A 17,534-nucleotide genomic window follows, 5' to 3' on the forward strand; every position below is an offset into this window, starting at 1 on the left:
GGCTAGCTTACCCAGTCGATGTGATAGACCACATCCAGATTTTCCCCGCTCGGCGACTTCAAACGTGGGATCACAGCCGCCTGCAACAGCGAACTTTTGCCCACCCCGCTCGCAGCAAACAACAGCGTTAGCCGATTCGTTAACACTTTATCAATCAGGACTTCAGCATCGGCATCGCGTCCAAAAAACTTGTCCTGCTCATCTTCGTGATAAGGCCGCAAACCTGGATAAGGAGCAATCACACTCATACCTCAGCCTCCCCGAAATAAGCATCTAATTCATGGAAATCAACGTGATACTGTCTGACATTGCGGTGTTCCCAAAACGCGCTTTCCAGCAGCTTGGGTTGTTCACCCGCCTGCGGTGCATTGCCAATCACGTAACACGGCTCTTGCGCATTGCGACGTTTTTCCAGCAATGCACTGACCAGCAAACGGTCTTCCCACTCTTTCGGGCGGTAGCCGATGAATAAAAAGCCCCGGTTACGAAATTGCCGCGCCAGATAATCGGGGATAATGCGGTCAGCGTAACGTGCAAAACTGAAATAATCGCTTTCCGATAAGATCATCGCGTCACGCCCCAGAAAATTTGAATCTTGGTTCTTGTTCGTTTCGCACGTCCCACGAATTTTGTAGATGATTGAATAGCCGCTTTCCAGCAAACGAAGGCGTGATAGCTCTTCTTCTGGGCAAACATAGGTCGGTTTGCTGTGATCGGAATAACTCACCACCACATGTCCAATGTCGTAATCTTCGCTACGGTTGATGATCGAAGCGAGTTCCACAAAATGCTTACCAGTAGCTTGGAACGTGCTTTCCAGCAAGTTATCGTAACCCGATGAAATCAGAATCAGCGGCATGTTGGTTTTGGAGAGAGCCTGATACAAATTGATCACACGGGCGGCATCAGGTAACGACTGGCGCAAGTTATCCAGCAACGTGGTTACCCCCAAGTCCGGGCGCAATTGGTAATACTCCGCGATGGAGGATAGCGAGCCATCAAAATGTTCATAACCGATTTGTGCGGCAAGTTGCCTGACCAGGGGGTGTTCTCCGTGCTGCTTATCTCCATAGGTGGAAACCACGTCAGAGCCGAGGAATAGCACCACTTCACCGCGCTGTATCCGCCGAGCTAGGGCTTCAATATTGACCCCATGTCTATCTGTAATGGGGTTTTCAGTCGCGTACCAATATATGAAATCACCTGCGTCTAGTTTACCATCCAGAAAGGCTTCTGTTTGTTCCAGTATCACACTGTAGTTAGGGCTGCTATCTGGTTGTCTAAGCGTGGTGGCGAGTCCCTTGAAAATCGGCTTGATGTCTTTCATACGGAACGCTAAACGCTTGATTATCTCTACTGCTTTAGTTTGATTGGCCTGTAATGTTTCTAACAATGCAATTTCTTGCGCTGCGCTGGAGCTGTCGGGGTTAGCTAGTTGAATTTGATGCCAGCAGTTCAATGCTTGCTTATACTCGCCATTGCGTTTGAGTGTGTTAGCCTTACTAATCAGGTTGTTTTGTTGGTGGGTGAGTAGCTTTTGTTCTACTAAATACAAAGCTTCCTGAGTGTCAGCGATGAGTTTTTCGCTGCGCATTTGCTCTTCCACACGGTGTTCGAGGTCGCGTTGTTGTTGCAGGCGAGTAAGCTTTTCTGTCAGTAGGGCTTGCCTAGTTGTTATATCATGTAAATTGAGTTTGTTTTCATCTTTTGGAGATAATGTAGATTTCGAGGTGGTTGCGCTATTTTTTTGCTCATTATTTGATATGATGTGATCAATATTTTTAAAATCTTGATTTATTAAATTTGCACTTGTCAAGTAAGCGTAGCCAAGGCTGGCTGGATCATTGGTTCCTGCAACCTCAACAGCTAGTTCTTCTCCAAAACTAAAGTATGGAATGTATGGTAGTTTTGTTTTTTCCAGAATGTTGTATGGCGTTAGTTTTTTTGTTGGAATCCAGTCGTCATAAAACTCCCGAAGTACTTCTGATGATTTAGTTAACCATTCTTTTGATTTTTCAAATTCAACATTTCCTTCGTGGCGTGATAATAGAGGGAATACTAATAGATTGCCTCTGTCATAAGCTAGGCGTTGACGTGATTTTTGAATGCTATTAATCACATGTTTTATCCCAAAAAGACTTTGTTCATTCGCTGTAAATACAGGAATTATAATGTCAGGTAATTGTATGGTGCATACTCCACCAGAGTCCGTAATTCCTGTTCGACTATCTATCAGTACGAAGTCATATTCTTTTAGCCAATCTTCTCTAAGTTTTTCAATGAACTCACCGCCGCCATGTTTTCCAAAGAAGTCTTCCCAATTAAAGCTGGTAAGTTTTTTGGTGTATTCTTCGAAGTTGGTTGAAGATAATCCACTGGGTAAAAAGTAGAGATTGTCGCAATTTTTTATATTGCTAACTCTATATATATATTTATTTATTGATGAGGGGTTTTGATTTTTTGCATTTAATAATAAATCAATTAATCCATCACTAGATTTCGATGGTTCTCTGTATTTGTTAATGTATTTATCAAGTCCTGGAGCCTCAATATCCCAGTCAACCATAAGAACCTTACGTTTGAGTTTTCCAAGAAGTACAGCGATATTTGCTAATGCCATGCTTCGTCCAACTCCCCCCTTAAATGAATAAAAAGTAATAATTGCAGACATAGCTTTAAATTCTCGGAACTTGAGTTTGTTTGGCGTTGTTTCTGGAATATGTTGCTTTAAACTTTTCATGAGATAAGTTTAGCCATGATGCATCATATTCAGGTGCTGAGTTAATTGCATGAGCAATATCCTTTGCCCAGCGATCACTAATGGCATCAGAAAGTTTTTCAGCAGTAGGGCTGTTTATGGTGATCAGTGGATTTGTATACCCATGTAGGCTAATGGATTGAATGCACTTGATGTCAGACGGTAAATCCTCGCAATCATGAATAATGGCAGGGATAATTAGCCCTTTGGGATTTTCACGAGAACTAAAACCACACTGCTCCTCCCTTGCACGCATTAAAGATAGCTCAGTCAAACACCAATCACTAGTAAAGTATTGGTGAGACCACAATGGAACAAGTACGCGGGATTTTGCATGTGCATTAGCTAGGCGGGAAGGCCAGTTAGTACCAGTTTCCATGTCCTGATCGAAGAAAATGGTAACATCTCGCCCTAGCTCTTCCCCCAGCCAGTGCTTGAAAATTTCTAGGAAAATTCCTGAAACCCACCTAGGCCACATACCGTATCGTCGATAGCTTAGAAAAACATCATATTCGTAGGTCATAGAGTTGAGTATTGTTGTAGAGTTGAAATTGGAAAGGGGGAGTAGTTAAAATATTGGTAATTTCCTGTGCTACAAGGAAACTGGGGCAGGCGAACTAGGTTTGCTGCAAACATGCTAGTGCTTTCAAGTATGTGCCACTGTGTGTGAGTTGGGTAGCCCACAGAAGGGGGCGGCAATTCAGTTGCGGCCCGATACAAGGTTTCCTGCGTCTCAGCGATGAGCTTTTCGCTGCGCATTTATTCTTCCTCGCGGGTTTCGGGGGCGTGTTGCTGTTGCAGACAAGCGAGCTTTTCCGCGAGTGTTACTTGGCGGGTTTCGAGGTCATGCAATTTTTGCCGGTGCGGATCGTCTAGCATGGGGAAAGCCTTCGTGGGTCAGTATTTGTACTTCTTGTATAACAATTTAACCGGAGCTGCAAACCTTTCTTTATTATCCTTTTGCATTCCCCCGCTACCAGCCGTTATCCTGCGTTTAATTCACAGCAAACAGGATTTAACCATGATGCAAAAATACCTCGGATTCGCTATCGTACTGGCTTTGCTGGCAGGCTGTGGAAACAAAGGCCCGTTAACCTTGCCGGATAAAGCGCAACCTCAACAAGAACAGGCAAAATAAAGGCTTACATAATGGATCATTTTGAATACCGTAACGGACAACTCCACGCCGAAAATGTCGCCGTCGCTGACATTGCCCGTGCTCATGGCACACCCTGCTACGTCTATTCCCGCGCTACGTTGGAACGTCATTGGCACGCCTTCAACGACGCCTTTGGCGTGCAGCCACACCTCGTGTGTTACGCGGTCAAAGCCAATTCCAACCTTGCTATTCTCAACCTGTTTGCTCGCTTAGGCTCAGGTTTCGATATCGTATCCGGCGGTGAGTTAGAACGGGTATTACGCGCAGGTGGCGACCCTGGCAAGGTGGTGTTTTCCGGTCTTGGCAAAAAAGTTGCCGAAATCCGCAAGGCGCTAGAAGTCGGTATCCGTTGCTTCAATATCGAATCCGAAGCCGAACTTGACCGCATTAACGCGGTAGCGGGTGAAATGGGCACAGTGGCGTCCATCTCCTTGCGCGTCAACCCCGATGTGGATGCACAAACCCACCCCTACATTTCCACTGGCTTGAAAGAAAACAAGTTCGGCATTGAAATCGGGCGTGCTGAAGCAGTGTATGTGAAAGCGGCAGCGATGCCCCACCTGAATGTGGTTGGCATCGACTGCCACATCGGTTCGCAATTGCTGACGCTCACACCGTTCATGGATGCGCTGCAACGCTTGCTGGCTTTGGCAGAACGCTTGCAAACGCAAGGCATTAAGATTCACCATCTGGATATTGGCGGTGGTTTGGGCGTGCGCTATCAGGAAGGGCAGGCTGCCCCTTCACCTGCCGACTACATGGCGCAATTATTCACCGATGAACGTTTGCGCCAGTACGAAATTTTCGTGGAACCGGGTCGGGCGATTGCGGCTAATGCCGGAATTTTGGTGACAGAAGTCGAATTCCTCAAGCTGTCGGAATATAAAAACTTTGCGGTGGTGGATGCCGCCATGAACGACCTGATCCGCCCGGCGTTATACAGTGCCTGGCAGGAAATTATTCCGGTTGTGCCGCGCACTGAGGGCGAAACGGTGACTTACGACATCGTGGGGCCGGTCTGTGAAACAGCCGATTTTTTGGGTAAAGAACGCGATCTTAATATTCAGCCTGGTGATTTTCTGGCAGTACGTTCGTCCGGTGCGTATGGCTTCACGATGGCTTCTAACTACAACACTCGTCCGCGTGCGGCAGAAGTGATGGTAGCTGGGGATGAGGTGTATGTGGTGCGAGAGCGCGAAACCTTCGATGATTTGTTGCGTGGTGAGCAGGTGCTGCCGTAAATAACCTATTGGATGGGTTTAACTAGGTGGATTAAATTCGCGATAAAAATTCGTCACTACCGTCTGGCGGATTTTTTTTGCACTTTGACTTTTTTTGGGCGGGGAAAAAACGTTTGGCGTTTAGGCTGGTCTACGCTTTATTGAGCGTGAGTTGTGAATCAACCTAATTAAATCAGACGGAGTAGTGTATGCCAGCACCTAATACCACCCTAGAACATCGCGAGGTAGGTGTCGTGTTGTCTAAGCGCGGCAAGGTGACGGCAACCAGCAGTGGTAGTGACCCTCGTATTCTCAAGCGCGGTGACCCTATTTACCAAGACGATATGGTGCACACGGTGCGCGGCTCAAATGTACAGCTCAAAATGCACGACCGTAATATTGTGATGCTACGCGGCGGTTGTATGTTCCGCGTCAATTTGTATCGTGAACAAGCGTATGGCAAAGGCACTGGGCAGCGTTACGAGTACATTGGTGGTACATTGCGCGAAAGTCGCCGTGAACCTACCCAGTTATTAGATTTGGGAATTTATTGAGGTGTGGTTGCGGTGAGGCACTGCTGAAAACTATCGGCGGCCGCTTGCAATAAGTTGATGTAAGTCTCTTTGTCCAGTGGCAGTTGCATCCCTAAGGGGTCGAGTTTGCCAATGTGTATGGTTGTGCCTTCGACCAGTGTTTTAACCATGGCGGGTGAAAACTGTGGTTCCTGAAACAGGCAAACAGCCTGTTTTTCTTCAATAATCTTACGAATATCTTGTACGTGGCGTGCGCCCGGCAAACGGGATACATCTAACGTGACTGCGCCAGCAAAGTTCAAACCATAATGCGTATCAAAATGTTGCCATGCATCGTGGAAACTGAGGTAAGGTTTGTCGCTTAATGGAGCGAGTTGCTGACGAATTCGTGCATCGGTAGCTTGAATTTGTTGGATAAGCTGAGCAGCGTTAGCGAGGTAATCAGCTTGATGGCGGCTATCAATTTCCCCCAGCGTTTTAGCAATAGCTTGGCTCATGGCAATGGCATTTTCAGGGTTTAACCACAGGTGTAAATCGGCGCTGTGTGTCTCGTGCCCTGGCATAGCGTTATGGTTGTGTTGAGCGCGTGAGCCGAGATGTTGAATACCCTGTACTTCTGCTAGGGTGATGATTCGCCGGTTGGGTAGTGGATTGGCTAAAGGTTTGTCGAGAAAGGTTTCCAGCCCACTATCAATGCGAAATACCACACTGGCGGTTTCCAAGGAGCGCATCTCAGACGGTTTGAGGGCGTAATGGTGTGGCGATGCGCCATCGGGTAAGAGTTGGCGGATGTCCAGTGGACTGTTATCGCCGCCCGCAATGGCGTAAACCAAGGCATGGATGGGCTTGATAGTGCTGACAATCACGGGCTTGCTGGATGACTCTTGCTGGCAGGCGTGTAAAACGGGTAAGCACAGCAGCAGGAAAATCGTTAGAATACGGAACATTTTTTCACTCTTGATACGTTGGCAGGGATGTCCACCACACACACTGTATTAGCAAAGCTGGAACACATTGGCCTGAACTTCGGGCAGCGTGTGATTTTGCACGATGTTAGCCTCGAAGTGTACCCGGAAAGCGTTCTGACCTTGATTGGCCCTAATGGCGCGGGGAAATCCACCGTGCTGAAAATTTTACTGGGTTTGCTAGTGCCTGACCAAGGCTTGGTTTGGCGGATGCCCGGTTTACGCATTGGCTATGTGCCACAGAAGTTTCACCTTGATCGCTTGTTGCCTTTAACGGTGGAGCGCTTTATTGGCTTGAATTTGCGACGGCATAATCCCGCAGCCGTGCGTGCCAGTGCTGCGGAAGTGGGTATTCAGGATTTATTACCCCAAGCGGTGCAATCGCTTTCTGGTGGTGAATTGCAGCGGGTGTTGTTGGCGCGAGCCTTGCTGAATAAGCCGCAATTGTTGGTACTGGATGAGCCAGGGCAGGGCGTGGATGTCACGGGCTTGAATGAGCTGTATCAGCTTATCAACCGTTTGAAACAGGTGCATGGTTATGGGGTGCTGATGGTGTCGCATGATTTGCATTTGGTGATGGCGGCGACCGATCAGGTACTGTGTTTGAACCGGCACATCTGTTGCTCAGGGCAGCCAGAAGCGGTATCGCGCCACCCGGAATATTTACGCTTGTTTGGGGACTTGCGACCTAGCGGGTTGGCGGTTTATACCCATCATCATGATCATCAGCACGATATGCATGGGTGTGTGGTGCCATTGCCGGATACTGACAAGGAGCATTCGCATGGATGATTTTATCTGGCGAGCATTGTTGGCGGGGTTGGCGGTGGTGCTGATGAGTGGGGTGCTGGGAGTCTTTTTGTTGTGGCGGCGTATGGCTTATTTTGGTGATACCTTGTCACATTCGGCGTTGCTGGGTGTCGCACTGGGATTGATGACAGGCATGAATTTGAACCTATGGGTCATGGCTGTCTGTGTGCTGGTGGCCTTATTGATGCTGTATGTGCAACATAATCCAGCTTTGGGAAGCGATACCTTGCTGAGCATTATTGGGCATAGTGCGCTGGCATTGGGGACGGTGGCATTGACATTCCTGCCAAATGTCAGGGTTGATCTGATGGCCTATTTGTTTGGTGATATTCTCGCAGTAACACACTCGGATATTGCCTTAACATGGAGTTTAGCTGTGATGGTTATTGGGGTAATGGCTTGGATTTGGCGTCCGTTATTGTCCCTGAGTGTCCACGCTGAATTGGCGCAGGTTGAGGGTGTCAAGGTTTGGTGGGTCAGTGCGGTTTACATGGTGTTGATTGCTTTGATGGTGGCGGTGGCGATGAAAGTGGTTGGTGTCTTGTTACTGACGGCCTTATTGATTATCCCGGCTGCGGCAGCACGGCGTTTTGCACGAACACCGGAGCAAATGGCATTATTTGCCATGGTGATTGGGGTATTGGCGTTATTAGCCGGGATGGGGATTTCATTGCAATTGGATACGCCCACTGGGCCGAGCATTGTGGTGGCGGCGAGTGTTTTGTTCATTTTAGTGCAGTTTATTTCGCCGCGTAGCACTTGAATGGTGCAAGCCAGCAAAAAATTATTGTGCATTGCATCATAAGGTGTTACAAGGTGGTTAACTAGGGTTAGCCCTAAGCCCTCCGTCATTAACTAAGGTGGCCTGTATTCATGGAAATTACCGCTGTTTATCCTGGGACGTTTGACCCGATTACTAAAGGGCATCTTGATTTAATCAAGCGTGCCAGCAAGTTATGTGCACATGTGGTGGTCGGTGTAGCCTCTAATCCTAAAAAGAAACCGTTGTTCTCGCTGGAAGAGCGCGTTGCAATGATTCAGCACGAGTTGGTCGAGCAGCATCTGGATAAGCAAGTGACAGTGAAAGGTTTTGAAGGTTTGTTGGTGGATTTTGCACGTGAACAGAATGCACGAGTGTTGGTAAGGGGGATGCGGGCGGTATCCGATTTCGAGTTTGAATTTCAATTAGCCAGCATGAACCGTAGCCTTGCACCTGAGGTTGAGTCTGTCTTTTTGATGCCGGGTGAAAGTTTTTCCTTTATTTCTTCGACCTTGGTGAAGGAAGTGGCGATTCTTAACGGTGATGTTTCACGCTTTGTTGCGCCGCATGTGCTGGGTGCGTTGAAACATAAAATTGTGCAGATACGTAGTGAGCGTGGGTTGAACTAGAAAAAGCCTGAGTATTGTTATTTTGACGGAAGTTAATGTTATCTTTTCAGGTAGGTTGATAGAATCGCTCAACAAAGCTATCCAAGAGGACTCATTTTATGGCATTGATGATTACTGACGAATGCATTAACTGCGATGTTTGCGAGCCAGAGTGCCCAAATAACGCGATTTCTGCGGGGGATGAAATTTATGTGATTGACCCAAACCGTTGCACGGAGTGCGTGGGGCATTATGATGAACCGCAATGCGTGTCGGTATGTCCGGTTGATTGTATTCCGCTTGACCCTGATCACAAGGAATCCAAAGAGCAGTTGCTATTGAAATATCAGGCACTGATGGCGGAAAACGCTTAAGCTGAATTCGCATGCATGATGATCAAGCGCCCGCATTAGCGGGCGTTTTTGTGTGTGCTTACAACATTTTCAGGAAGGCGATGAGTTGCTGTTTTTCGGTATCATTTAGTTGAATCCTTGGTAAATCATTAGCGTTTGCTACAGCTTGTGAGGCTTGCGTGTAGTAATCGACAACGTGTTCTAAGGTCGCCATGCGTCCATCATGAAAATACGGTGCAGTACGAGCAGTATTGCGTAAGCTGGGTACTTTAAATGCACCGACCACAGCGTGGCGATTGCGGGTCAAAAATTGCAGTTCAGTACAGGAATGGGGATCCGCATCACTGTGTGTTCCTTGGCAGTTGAATGGATCAGTACGAATGGTGTCGAGTACTGCCGCACGTCCACTGTCTGTGCCGAGCTTGCCCGTGCCGATATTTTGAAAGGTTTGGTTGCTGAGTAATGCACCGGAATGGCAGAGAATGCACTGAGCTTTGCCAATAAAGAGTTTTGCCCCTGCGATTTCGTTTGAAGTGAGTGGTGGTTGCGAGGTGTTCAGTACATCGAGTCGATTAGGGGCTAAGGATAAGCTACTGACATAAGCGGCAATGAACTTACCCGTATTTGCAAATATTTCATCAATTTGCACACGTTGGGCTGATGGAATACTTTTCCATGCTTTCAATTGTTCCAAATTGCCTAAAGGTGAGGCAGCGATTGGGAGATGTTGCAAGAAGTCCAGATGAGGTGCATTGGGCAACAAAGCATGGTATTGCTGCTGGTAACGCGGGTCTTCCAGTAGTAAACGCACGATTTCCAGTCGGGTCAGGCCGTGTTCTGCGGGGTTTTCCAAGGGGGCTAAAGCTTGTGACCAGAGGCTGTCTTTACGTCCATCCCAAAAAAACCAATCGTTATGCGCCACACCGAGCAGTGAAGGGGTATTGCGTTTACCGCCGCTTAAACCGATGGCTAGGGGTTTGCCATCGCTGAAAGTTTTGTCGGGTTGGTGGCAGGTGGCGCAGGATACGCTGCCGTTGCGGCTAAAACGTGGGTCAAAAAACAGTTGCTTGCCTAGTTCTAATGCTTGCGGGTGTTGTGCAAAACGATTACTAGAATCGCTGGCAGTAGGTAAGTTGGCAAGCGTTAGGGATTGCAGTGTGGTGTATTCTTGCAGTGTCCACATGGGGCTGGTGCTGTGTTTGCCGCCCATGCCCAATACGATGAGGAGCAGGAGTAAATATCCCACCCGGCTGAGGTATTTCATAGTGTAAACCAAAACACGATTTTGTCTTGTGCGCTGGGTACAAGTGCAGAGTGCAACAGGAAACCTAGCACCCACTCGCCCGGCATACTGTATTTCAGACCGTCGATGCGAAATTCGCCGGGTTTTCCGGTAGGAATGGCTTGTGGTGCGGTGGGCAGGCCATGTCCGTGGGATGGCATTCCACCATCCACGGCAATGAGCAAATCACTAGGTAATGCTGGTGTGTTGTCCAGTCGCAATACACAGTCTTGAAAGACCCCGACAGTCGGGAGCGTTGCGCAAGTGAGTTCAGCTTGATACAAGGCTTTGTCGCTGGTTTGCTGGCGTTCCCAAACCGTCGTATGAGAGCCATAACAGCCTGCCAAAAGCAGGCTGAGTATCAGGGTGAGCCATTTGGTTGACATCGTTATGTGCTCAATAGTTAAGTGATATGAATGACTAGAAACGATACTCGAAATAGCGCGGGTTAGCTGTTGCATTCGGATAAACGTCTTCAGCATTCCCGCCAAAGGCGGCATTGTTGCCTCTAAACATGAGGCGCAATTTGCTGGGGTTGCCGATCCAACTACGCGGGAAGCTGAATTCTGCCGCTTGCCCGCTGATGGCATTGGTGGTGCTACCTTGCGGTGACCAGCTCCAGCTTTCACCATCACCGGTATAGCGCCATACCGTTTGGCCTTCGAGCATGTATTCAGCGCCTAGTGCATCGTTTTGGTAGCCAGTCGCGGTATTGTTGTCGGTATCCAGATAGGCTTGGTAGCCCCAGAAGCGCCCCGCATCAACGGCGTTGAGAGTACGGTAAGCGAGGTAAACATTGCTGGCATTGTGTGCCATCCAACCTTCCTGCCAATCCAGAAGGTTGTTTGCCCCAGAAACGTCAGTTGGATCGAGTCCGAAGGAAGTTAAGGTGCTCCAATCGCTCAGATTGCCGTTAATGGTTAAGTTGCTGACAGGGTTGCTGATACCTGTTGTGCCACTGCCTGTGGGGGTGTGCATGTTGTAGGTAAAATAGCGGGTTGTTGCGGTGGTGTTGAAAGCGCCATCGGGGTAGGCATCTTTGGCATCGCCACCAAACGCAGCGTTATTGCCCCAGAACATCAAGCGTAATTCAGTATTGTTGCCTAACCAGCTACGTGGAAAGCTGAATTCTGCGGCATTGCCACTGGTTTGCGCGGTCATATTGCCTTGGTATGCCCAACTCCAGCTTGTGCCGTCGCCGGTATAACGCCACAGGTTAGCGCCTTCCACTAAGTAATCTGCCCCCAATGCGCCGGTTTTGTAACCTGTGGTGGTGCTGGAGTCGGTATCCAGATATGCCTGATACCCCCAGAAACCGCTGGTGTCGATATTGCCTTTGGTTTTGTAGGCAAGGTAAACACGCTCAGCATCGTTGGCTACCCATGCTTCTAGCCAGTTGAGTTTATTGTTAGTACCCGTCACGTCATCGGGGTCAGCGCCAAATGATGTCAGGCTTGCCCAGTCGTTTAGGTTGCCGTTGACGCTGATACCGCTGGCACTATTCGACACCGTGCCAGTTGCCGGTGGCGGAGGAGGTGGTGGTGGGGGCGTGGTGGTATCCGCTGTGGTTTCGGCACTGTTGCTCAGCGGGTTTTTGTCATGCCAGTCACGCGGAATGATGCGGATATGGCTCCAGTGCGCATCCATACGCGGGGCATCTTCGGCACGCGGCATGTGGTAAAACGTGGTGGAAGGCCATACCACAATGTCTTGCCCGCTGAGGCTCTCATTATTCACAAAAGCGCTGAGATTTTCTGCACAGGCGTTGGTGGTGGGATTATGGGAGGCGAATAATTCACAGCTTTTTTGTTTGGTGACGTAGAAGTCGTTGTGGGTAAAGGGTTCGCTGCTAGGGCCGATGTCACGTTGTACCGATTCGGGGAGCTGAATTTCGTAAGAAAGTGGCAACCCTTTGGCATTTTTCAGGGTGGTGTCAATGACACGCCACGCCCGTAATTGGGTGGGGTCGACAACACGGGCAACTTCGGTAGTAAAGCGTGTATTGGTACGGGTCAGCTTGCCAGCATTTTGGCTATAGTTGATTTCTTCGACGGCATCATCATTGCCTGTTCCGCCGAGGTCGAAGTCCAGTTTCCAGAAAAAATTGTGTAGGTGAGCAATGCCGACTTTATTGCTTTCCAATAGCCAGCCGTGTTGGGCAATGTTACTCGCGCCAAAACGTTGCAGAGCGCCGGTTGCACCGATGCCGGGTTCGATCGCGCCGTCATCCAGAAAGCGCCATTCGGGGATGTAGTTGTACGCACCGATAGCGGAAACGCTGAATAAACTGAGGGCATCGCCCTGCAAACGGTCATTGTCGACGCTGTAAGCATCGTCGCGGGGTGTGACTTGTTGGCACAGCACATTTTTGCCTGCATAGCTGAGCAGTTGCCCGCCAACGCATTCTTGTGCCGTCAATGCGGACATGTAGTTATTGCCCAAGCCGTAGTCGGATACGTCATGATAGCGTGCGCCATTGTCGTCGTAGGGTACGTGAATTTGTGCTACGGCTGCTTGATACAGCACCATGCGGCGCGTACCGTTCTTGGGGGTGTAATGGATGTGGTGCAACACAATGCCTTCGCGGTTACGGTGTTCCCAGCACATATCCCAGCGCGATTGATTGGGAAGTGTGGTGTCAACGTAATACTGATCGGCGCAAAATTCGGCGGCTTGTATGTTGGTGGGCAAGAAATTGCCGAGTGCCAGCAAGACGGTGGCAGCATACGCATAAACTGATGGTTTCATTGTTATCGTTCTCGCTATCAGAAAGGGTTGATGGAATGCCAGTCACGCGGCAACAGTTGGAAGCTGCTCCATACTGTGCCAATGCGATTGCTGTCTTCGCTGCGCGGGAGGTGGTGGTAACTTTGTTTGTACCACACCACAATGTCTTGCTGATTGAGGCTCTCAGCGTTGGTAAATTGGCTGACGTTGGCAGTGCAACTGCTGGTGGGGTTATTGGCAGCGTATTTTTCACAAGCGTTGTAGCGGGTGAAAAACACGTCATGCGCCAGCCAGGGGGTATTGCTGCTATTGGCGCGGCTGTGGTCGTAACGGTTGGGGATTAGTTCGTAGGAGAGTTGCCCAACGCTGCCATTGGTGAGAATGCCATCGCGAATGCGCCAGAAACGTTTGGTTTCGGGGTCAAAATTGCGCCCGGTTTCGGTGTTGAGCGGGGCAATGGTTTTGGTTTTGCGTAAGCGATCCGCACTGGGGGTGCTGCTGATTTCTTCCACCACGTCATTGGTAGAGGTGGTGTCGAGGTCGAAATCCAGCCGCCAGAACGCATGATCGGTGAAACCCGTGGCGATTTTGCCGCTTTGCATGGCAGGCCAGCCGTATTGGGCAGCACTGGCATCAACGACGGGTAATTCGCCGCTCAAACCAAGGCTGGGTTCAATGGTGCCGTTTTCGTAAAAGCGCCAGCGCACGGTATAATTGCGTGAGCCGATTTGCGAATGGCTGCTCAATTCCCACAATTGCCCTTGGCGCTGGGTGGTGTATTTGTAGGAATAGCCGTGGTCGCGGGTGGTGGCACACAATACATTGCGCCCGCTGGCAGCTTGCAACGTGCCGCCGCTGCAATCGGCAGCGTTTAAGGTTTGCAGATTATTGCCGCCGAAACCGGCTTCGGTGCTCAGAAATAAAGGCGCAACCGCGCCGTCATCAAGGGCAGTTTCCAGTTGGGAAAGTGCGGCTTCGCCCAGTACACGCCGTGCGGGGTGGTTGGGAGCTTTGTAGGTCACTTGCGATAGGACAATGCCTTCGGCTTGGCGGGGTGTCCAGCAGAGATTCCAGCTTGCACCAGAGGCGAAGGTTTTGCTGAGCGTTTGCCCGGTGCAGGCAGTGCTAGGGGCAGCAAATACGGGTTGTTGCCACGCGATTAGCAGACTGAGTGCCAGTAGGGGAGTGCGGTATTGCATGGTGGGGTTCCCTTAGAAGCCGATGTTTTGTGTAATGACACCTGCGGACAGGTTGACGATGGGGCTGACTTCAAATACCACGGAATCGGCGGTGTAGAGCAGCACTTGGGCGCAACGCTGTAAGCCGCATTGCTGAGACGCGGCATTAAGCTGTTCGGGCAAGCTGGAGGCGTGGAAGACGAAGGCTTTGACCTGCAATTGCTGTGCAGGATTGCTCAAGGTTTGCCCGGTAATGCGCTTGAATTCGGCATCCAATAGGCTGCGTTGTTCGTCATCGGCAAAGATGAGGGCGGAGGCGCGTTGCAATTCGTTGGTAGTCAGCGGCAGTTGCAGGTTTTGTTCACGTCTGCTGGAAATCACTTGGTTGGTGTCGAGGTCAACCACATCAATAATGGTTTCATTGGTGCTGTAGTCATAGGTGTAGACATCGGCTAAGCGGGCGGTTTGGCCTTTGGCGTTGGGATGACGTTCGACCAGTAGTAATTCTGGCGCGGGTATGTTGGCGTTATTGGTTGTGGTGCTACGGATAGTGGAGATGGGGGTGGCAGCATTAGCTCGCTGGGTGGCACGTGCTATTTCAGCCGCACTCAGCGGGTCAAGATTGTTGGCGGTGGCTGGTAGCGCACAGAGCAGTGTGGCGCAATGCAGCAAGGTGCGTAGTGACAGGATCTTAGGCATGACTGAAACCGTTATTATGTAAATGTTGGTATCAGTCTAAGAATATGAAGGGCTGGTCATCTAGTGTGCGGATGCCAGCCCATTTTATTTTTATGATAAACGGTAAAAAATCTTATTTTGCTTTGTCAGTGGTTGGTTTTGCTGCATTCAAAACCATCAAAATATTGCGCCCGTTATCCAAAAGATGGAGTTGTTCGCGGGTGACGGCATATTTGTTGGCTTTTTCTAATTGCGCAAAAAACTGTTGCTCCAACGTATTTTTGTCATCGAGGCAAGCCATTTTGGTTGCACCTACCGCACTGGTGGTGAAAATGCCATCACTACTGCTGGTGTAATTCCCGAAAAATTGGTTACAACCGGAATAGCCATTCATGCGTGTGTCATCAAATTGAATGGTGGGTAATTTGTCGGTGGTGACGGGTTTGCCATCCAAGGTTTTCAGTGTCCAACTAGTATTTGCCAACGTCATGCCCGGCACGGGTTCTCTGGCGTCAAAACTACAGGCAGAAATGATGCTCAAAAATACCAGTGCACTGATGATTTGCCCTGTTAATGAGGAAAAGAATACCTTGAGCATGGTCTAACTCCTAAGTGCTGTGTTGTTATGGTTATGTAGAGGTTTGAAACAGAAAAAAGTTGCAACAAATAATGCTCCCGCAAGCACTCATCACGCAAAATGAACCGATGAGTTGTATGATGAGCTTATTTGCGGAGAAAAGTCATGAGCAAGAACCCTGAGGAAACACTGGGGCAACTACTAAAGCGTGCAAAAACCCTGCAACTGGCGACCTTGGATGCCTTAGGTGAGTCGTCGATCAGTTATGCACCCTTTGTGCAGGATGACGCGGGCAATTTCTACATTTTCGTGAGTCAGCTATCCAGCCATACGCAAGAAATTCTGCAACACCCGCAACTTTCCGTGTTGCTGATTGAGGATGAGCAAGAGGCGCGGCAAATTTTTGCACGTACTCGTGTGACTTATCGCTGTGTGGCAGAGGTCGTGGTACGGGAAGCGGCGGAATATGCACCGCTATTGGATGCGATGGAAATGCGCTTTGGCAATGTGGTGGGTTTGCTGCGCGGCTTGGGGGATTTCGTGATGTTCCGGCTGGTTCCGCAATCCGGGCGCTTCGTGATGGGTTTTGGGCAAGCATTTGTGCTGGCGGGGGAGGGTTTGCGTGAGTTGCAGCATATCGGGCCGGGGCAAGCTTAATGCCAGAGTGCGGCTAATGGTATTGCCCACAATTTTTCACCAAAGGGAACCGTTTCTGTACCTTGGTACAAGACCACGCCACACAGAAAGTCAGCGCCTACCTGTTGTTGCAGTTCTTGCAAGCCTTTGAAATCACTGCTTTGGACTTGCCCGGCGGCTTTGACTTCAATACCTGCTAATTGTCCGTTGGGTTGTTCCAAGACGAAATCGACTTCTTTGCCGTCGCTAGTGCGGAAATGAAATAGGTTGGCGCGGGTATTGCTGAACGACAATTGCTTAATGAGTTCGCTGGCAACGAAGTTTTCCAGTACATGCCCAAACAGCGTGGGGTTGTGTAAGGGTAAATCTTGCAGGTGGTAGCCGAGCGTGTGGCAGAGCAAGTTGGTGTCAAATAAGTAGGTTTTGGGCGCTTTGACCAGACGCTTTTCAATATTGCGAAACCAGGGCGGAATGTCGGTAGTCAGGTACATGAATTCCAATAGGGTGCGGTAACGTTTGCCGGTGATGGCATTCAGACCGACACTGCGGGCGATTTCACTGTCATTTACCAGATTGCCAGCGCGTGCTGCCATTAGGCGCAATAGGCTGGGTAGCAGGGTGATTTTTTCGACTTCGGCGATTTGGCGCACGTCACGTTGTAATAGGGTGCTGATATAACTGTCAAACCACAACTCGCGTTCCGCATCGGTTTTGCTGGGGAGTTCCGGGAATGTCGCATCGCGGATGGTGGTAAGCGTGGCTTCCATGCTGGTGGTGAGGGATTGATAGGGGAAGCGGTTGCTGAATAGGTTGGTGAGGAATGTGCCGTTTTGTTGGTGCAGTTCCAGTGCGGAGAGGGGGTAGAGGCGTAGCAACGCCATGCGTCCGACTAGTGCATCCGCGAGTTTGGGCAATGCCATGATATTGGCTGAACCGGTCAGCAAGTAGCGCCCATTACTGTTGGCTTTGTCTTTGAGGCGCAAGTCGTCTATGCGTTTTTTGAGGGCGCGGAAGATGTCAGGAACGAGTTGCACTTCGTCGATAATCAGTGGACGCTCGCGGCTCAGGAAAAAATCGGGGTTGCTGACAGCGGCTGCCATCGCGGTGGGGCTGTCGAAAGTGACGTAATCCGCTGGGAAGTGGCTGGCTGAAAGCGTTTGTACCAAGGTGCTTTTTCCGGCTTGGCGTGCGCCGCTGATGAACACAATTGGGCTGCTGTTGAGGGCGGTCAAGAGCTTAGGGGCAAGGCGGCGTTCGGTAAACATATTTGCAAATGTAAAGTTAGGGTTT

Annotated in this window: 19 protein-coding genes; 8 read left to right on the forward strand and 11 right to left on the reverse strand. The window is 49.7% G+C overall.

The annotated features are described in order from the left end of the window. Nucleotides 1-2: 2 nt before the first annotated feature. Genes BLV87_RS00735 through BLV87_RS00745 form a run of 3 tightly spaced genes read right to left on the reverse strand, consistent with a single transcriptional unit; the run spans nt 3 to nt 3,281 of the window. Complete coding sequence (locus BLV87_RS00735) at nt 3-248, reverse strand: nSTAND1 domain-containing NTPase (protein ID WP_093064379.1); 246 nt, start codon at nt 246-248, stop codon at nt 3-5. Continuing rightward, entirely contained in the window at nt 245-2,740 is a 2,496-nt protein-coding gene (locus tag BLV87_RS00740; RefSeq protein WP_093064381.1) for a KGGVGR-motif variant AAA ATPase, read from the reverse strand. The genes BLV87_RS00735 and BLV87_RS00740 overlap by 4 nt, the downstream gene beginning before the upstream one ends. Next, nucleotides 2,676-3,281, reverse strand: coding sequence for a toll/interleukin-1 receptor domain-containing protein (locus BLV87_RS00745; RefSeq protein ID WP_093064383.1), 606 nt, complete (start codon nt 3,279-3,281; stop codon nt 2,676-2,678). The genes BLV87_RS00740 and BLV87_RS00745 overlap by 65 nt, the downstream gene beginning before the upstream one ends. 498 nt (nt 3,282-3,779) lie before the next feature. Here BLV87_RS00745 and lptM point away from each other — a divergent pair, with 498 nt between their 5' ends. From lptM to BLV87_RS00765, 3 genes are all read left to right on the forward strand, one after another. Further along, the gene (lptM, locus tag BLV87_RS18965) at nt 3,780-3,896 is read left to right on the forward strand and encodes an LPS translocon maturation chaperone LptM (protein WP_245706864.1); all 117 of its coding nucleotides are present in this window, start codon (nt 3,780-3,782) and stop codon (nt 3,894-3,896) included. Between the two features lie 11 nt (nt 3,897-3,907). Continuing rightward, nucleotides 3,908-5,158 (forward strand): diaminopimelate decarboxylase, encoded by a 1,251-nt coding sequence (gene lysA / locus BLV87_RS00760; protein ID WP_093064389.1) that lies wholly within the window; start codon nt 3,908-3,910, stop codon nt 5,156-5,158. A 188-nt stretch (nt 5,159-5,346) separates the two neighbouring features. Then, nucleotides 5,347-5,691 carry a FecR family protein gene (locus tag BLV87_RS00765; protein WP_093064391.1) on the forward strand — a complete coding sequence of 115 codons (345 nt, stop codon included), beginning with the start codon at nt 5,347-5,349 and terminating at the stop codon, nt 5,689-5,691. Here BLV87_RS00765 and BLV87_RS00770 read toward each other — a convergent pair. Beyond that, nucleotides 5,685-6,617 carry a zinc ABC transporter substrate-binding protein gene (locus tag BLV87_RS00770; protein WP_093064393.1) on the reverse strand — a complete coding sequence of 311 codons (933 nt, stop codon included), beginning with the start codon at nt 6,615-6,617 and terminating at the stop codon, nt 5,685-5,687. The genes BLV87_RS00765 and BLV87_RS00770 overlap by 7 nt on opposite strands. A 27-nt stretch (nt 6,618-6,644) precedes the next feature. On the opposite strand from BLV87_RS00770, the gene znuC reads away from it, so the two are divergent. The 4 genes from znuC to BLV87_RS00790 all read left to right on the forward strand — a co-directional run bounded on the left by znuC (nt 6,645) and on the right by BLV87_RS00790 (nt 9,187). Continuing rightward, nucleotides 6,645-7,427, forward strand: coding sequence for a zinc ABC transporter ATP-binding protein ZnuC (gene znuC, locus BLV87_RS00775; RefSeq protein ID WP_093064395.1), 783 nt, complete (start codon nt 6,645-6,647; stop codon nt 7,425-7,427). Next, complete coding sequence (locus BLV87_RS00780; protein ID WP_093064397.1) at nt 7,420-8,208, forward strand: iron chelate uptake ABC transporter family permease subunit; 789 nt, start codon at nt 7,420-7,422, stop codon at nt 8,206-8,208. Before znuC ends, BLV87_RS00780 begins: the two co-directional genes overlap by 8 nt. Before the next feature lie 110 nt (nt 8,209-8,318). Continuing rightward, a complete protein-coding gene (coaD, locus tag BLV87_RS00785; RefSeq protein ID WP_093064399.1) occupies nt 8,319-8,834 on the forward strand; it encodes a pantetheine-phosphate adenylyltransferase in 516 nt (171 codons plus the stop codon). Nucleotides 8,835-8,932: 98 nt separating this feature from the next. Next, entirely contained in the window at nt 8,933-9,187 is a 255-nt protein-coding gene (locus BLV87_RS00790; RefSeq protein ID WP_093064401.1) for a YfhL family 4Fe-4S dicluster ferredoxin, read from the forward strand. A gap of 58 nt (nt 9,188-9,245) precedes the next feature. On the opposite strand, the gene BLV87_RS00795 is transcribed toward BLV87_RS00790, so the two are convergent. From BLV87_RS00795 to BLV87_RS00820, 6 genes are all read right to left on the reverse strand, one after another. After that, on the reverse strand, nt 9,246-10,430 hold the full coding sequence (locus BLV87_RS00795; protein ID WP_093064403.1) for a cytochrome-c peroxidase: 1,185 nt from the start codon (nt 10,428-10,430) through the stop codon (nt 9,246-9,248). Continuing rightward, on the reverse strand, nt 10,427-10,834 hold the full coding sequence (locus BLV87_RS00800; RefSeq protein WP_093064405.1) for a hypothetical protein: 408 nt from the start codon (nt 10,832-10,834) through the stop codon (nt 10,427-10,429). Before BLV87_RS00800 ends, BLV87_RS00795 begins: the two co-directional genes overlap by 4 nt. A 34-nt stretch (nt 10,835-10,868) precedes the next feature. Next, complete coding sequence (locus tag BLV87_RS00805) at nt 10,869-13,196, reverse strand: copper amine oxidase (RefSeq protein WP_093064407.1); 2,328 nt, start codon at nt 13,194-13,196, stop codon at nt 10,869-10,871. A 17-nt stretch (nt 13,197-13,213) separates the two neighbouring features. Then, a complete protein-coding gene (locus BLV87_RS00810) occupies nt 13,214-14,374 on the reverse strand; it encodes a copper amine oxidase (RefSeq protein ID WP_093064409.1) in 1,161 nt (386 codons plus the stop codon). 12 nt (nt 14,375-14,386) lie between these two features. Next, on the reverse strand, nt 14,387-15,052 hold the full coding sequence (locus BLV87_RS00815; RefSeq protein ID WP_093064411.1) for a hypothetical protein: 666 nt from the start codon (nt 15,050-15,052) through the stop codon (nt 14,387-14,389). Between the two features lie 112 nt (nt 15,053-15,164). Further along, nucleotides 15,165-15,629: an META domain-containing protein gene (locus BLV87_RS00820; RefSeq protein ID WP_093064413.1), complete on the reverse strand. Its 465-nt coding sequence runs from the start codon at nt 15,627-15,629 to the stop codon at nt 15,165-15,167. Nucleotides 15,630-15,773: 144 nt separating this feature from the next. Between BLV87_RS00820 and BLV87_RS00825 the strand changes: the two genes are divergently transcribed. Then, nucleotides 15,774-16,265 carry a HugZ family pyridoxamine 5'-phosphate oxidase gene (locus tag BLV87_RS00825; RefSeq protein WP_093064415.1) on the forward strand — a complete coding sequence of 164 codons (492 nt, stop codon included), beginning with the start codon at nt 15,774-15,776 and terminating at the stop codon, nt 16,263-16,265. On the opposite strand, the gene BLV87_RS00830 is transcribed toward BLV87_RS00825, so the two are convergent. Next, nucleotides 16,262-17,509, reverse strand: a complete 1,248-nt coding sequence (locus BLV87_RS00830; protein WP_175517794.1) for an ATP-binding protein — start codon at nt 17,507-17,509, stop codon at nt 16,262-16,264. The two genes, BLV87_RS00825 and BLV87_RS00830, sit on opposite strands and share 4 nt — an antisense overlap. Nucleotides 17,510-17,534 lie beyond the last annotated feature (25 nt).

Source organism: Thiothrix caldifontis (assembly GCF_900107695.1).
In the GTDB taxonomy this organism is placed as follows: Bacteria; Pseudomonadota; Gammaproteobacteria; order Thiotrichales; family Thiotrichaceae; genus Thiothrix; species Thiothrix caldifontis.

Bases quoted from the DNA above. Each gene is read 5' to 3' on its own strand.
- BLV87_RS00740 (WP_093064381.1), bottom strand. From the start codon at position 2,740: ATGAAAAGTTTAAAGCAACATATTCCAGAAACAACGCCAAACAAACTC.
- znuC (WP_093064395.1), top strand. From the start codon at position 6,645: ATGTCCACCACACACACTGTATTAGCAAAGCTGGAACACATTGGCCTG.
- BLV87_RS00800 (WP_093064405.1), bottom strand. From the start codon at position 10,834: ATGTCAACCAAATGGCTCACCCTGATACTCAGCCTGCTTTTGGCAGGC.
- BLV87_RS00805 (WP_093064407.1), bottom strand. From the start codon at position 13,196: ATGAAACCATCAGTTTATGCGTATGCTGCCACCGTCTTGCTGGCACTC.
- BLV87_RS00825 (WP_093064415.1), top strand. From the start codon at position 15,774: ATGAGCAAGAACCCTGAGGAAACACTGGGGCAACTACTAAAGCGTGCA.
- BLV87_RS00780 (WP_093064397.1), top strand. From the start codon at position 7,420: ATGGATGATTTTATCTGGCGAGCATTGTTGGCGGGGTTGGCGGTGGTG.
- BLV87_RS00790 (WP_093064401.1), top strand. From the start codon at position 8,933: ATGGCATTGATGATTACTGACGAATGCATTAACTGCGATGTTTGCGAG.
- BLV87_RS00815 (WP_093064411.1), bottom strand. From the start codon at position 15,052: ATGCCTAAGATCCTGTCACTACGCACCTTGCTGCATTGCGCCACACTG.
- BLV87_RS00830 (WP_175517794.1), bottom strand. From the start codon at position 17,509: ATGTTTACCGAACGCCGCCTTGCCCCTAAGCTCTTGACCGCCCTCAAC.
- coaD (WP_093064399.1), top strand. From the start codon at position 8,319: ATGGAAATTACCGCTGTTTATCCTGGGACGTTTGACCCGATTACTAAA.
- BLV87_RS00820 (WP_093064413.1), bottom strand. From the start codon at position 15,629: ATGCTCAAGGTATTCTTTTCCTCATTAACAGGGCAAATCATCAGTGCA.
- BLV87_RS00745 (WP_093064383.1), bottom strand. From the start codon at position 3,281: ATGACCTACGAATATGATGTTTTTCTAAGCTATCGACGATACGGTATG.
- lptM (WP_245706864.1), top strand. From the start codon at position 3,780: ATGATGCAAAAATACCTCGGATTCGCTATCGTACTGGCTTTGCTGGCA.
- BLV87_RS00765 (WP_093064391.1), top strand. From the start codon at position 5,347: ATGCCAGCACCTAATACCACCCTAGAACATCGCGAGGTAGGTGTCGTG.
- BLV87_RS00795 (WP_093064403.1), bottom strand. From the start codon at position 10,430: ATGAAATACCTCAGCCGGGTGGGATATTTACTCCTGCTCCTCATCGTA.
- BLV87_RS00810 (WP_093064409.1), bottom strand. From the start codon at position 14,374: ATGCAATACCGCACTCCCCTACTGGCACTCAGTCTGCTAATCGCGTGG.
- lysA (WP_093064389.1), top strand. From the start codon at position 3,908: ATGGATCATTTTGAATACCGTAACGGACAACTCCACGCCGAAAATGTC.
- BLV87_RS00770 (WP_093064393.1), bottom strand. From the start codon at position 6,617: ATGTTCCGTATTCTAACGATTTTCCTGCTGCTGTGCTTACCCGTTTTA.
- BLV87_RS00735 (WP_093064379.1), bottom strand. From the start codon at position 248: ATGAGTGTGATTGCTCCTTATCCAGGTTTGCGGCCTTATCACGAAGAT.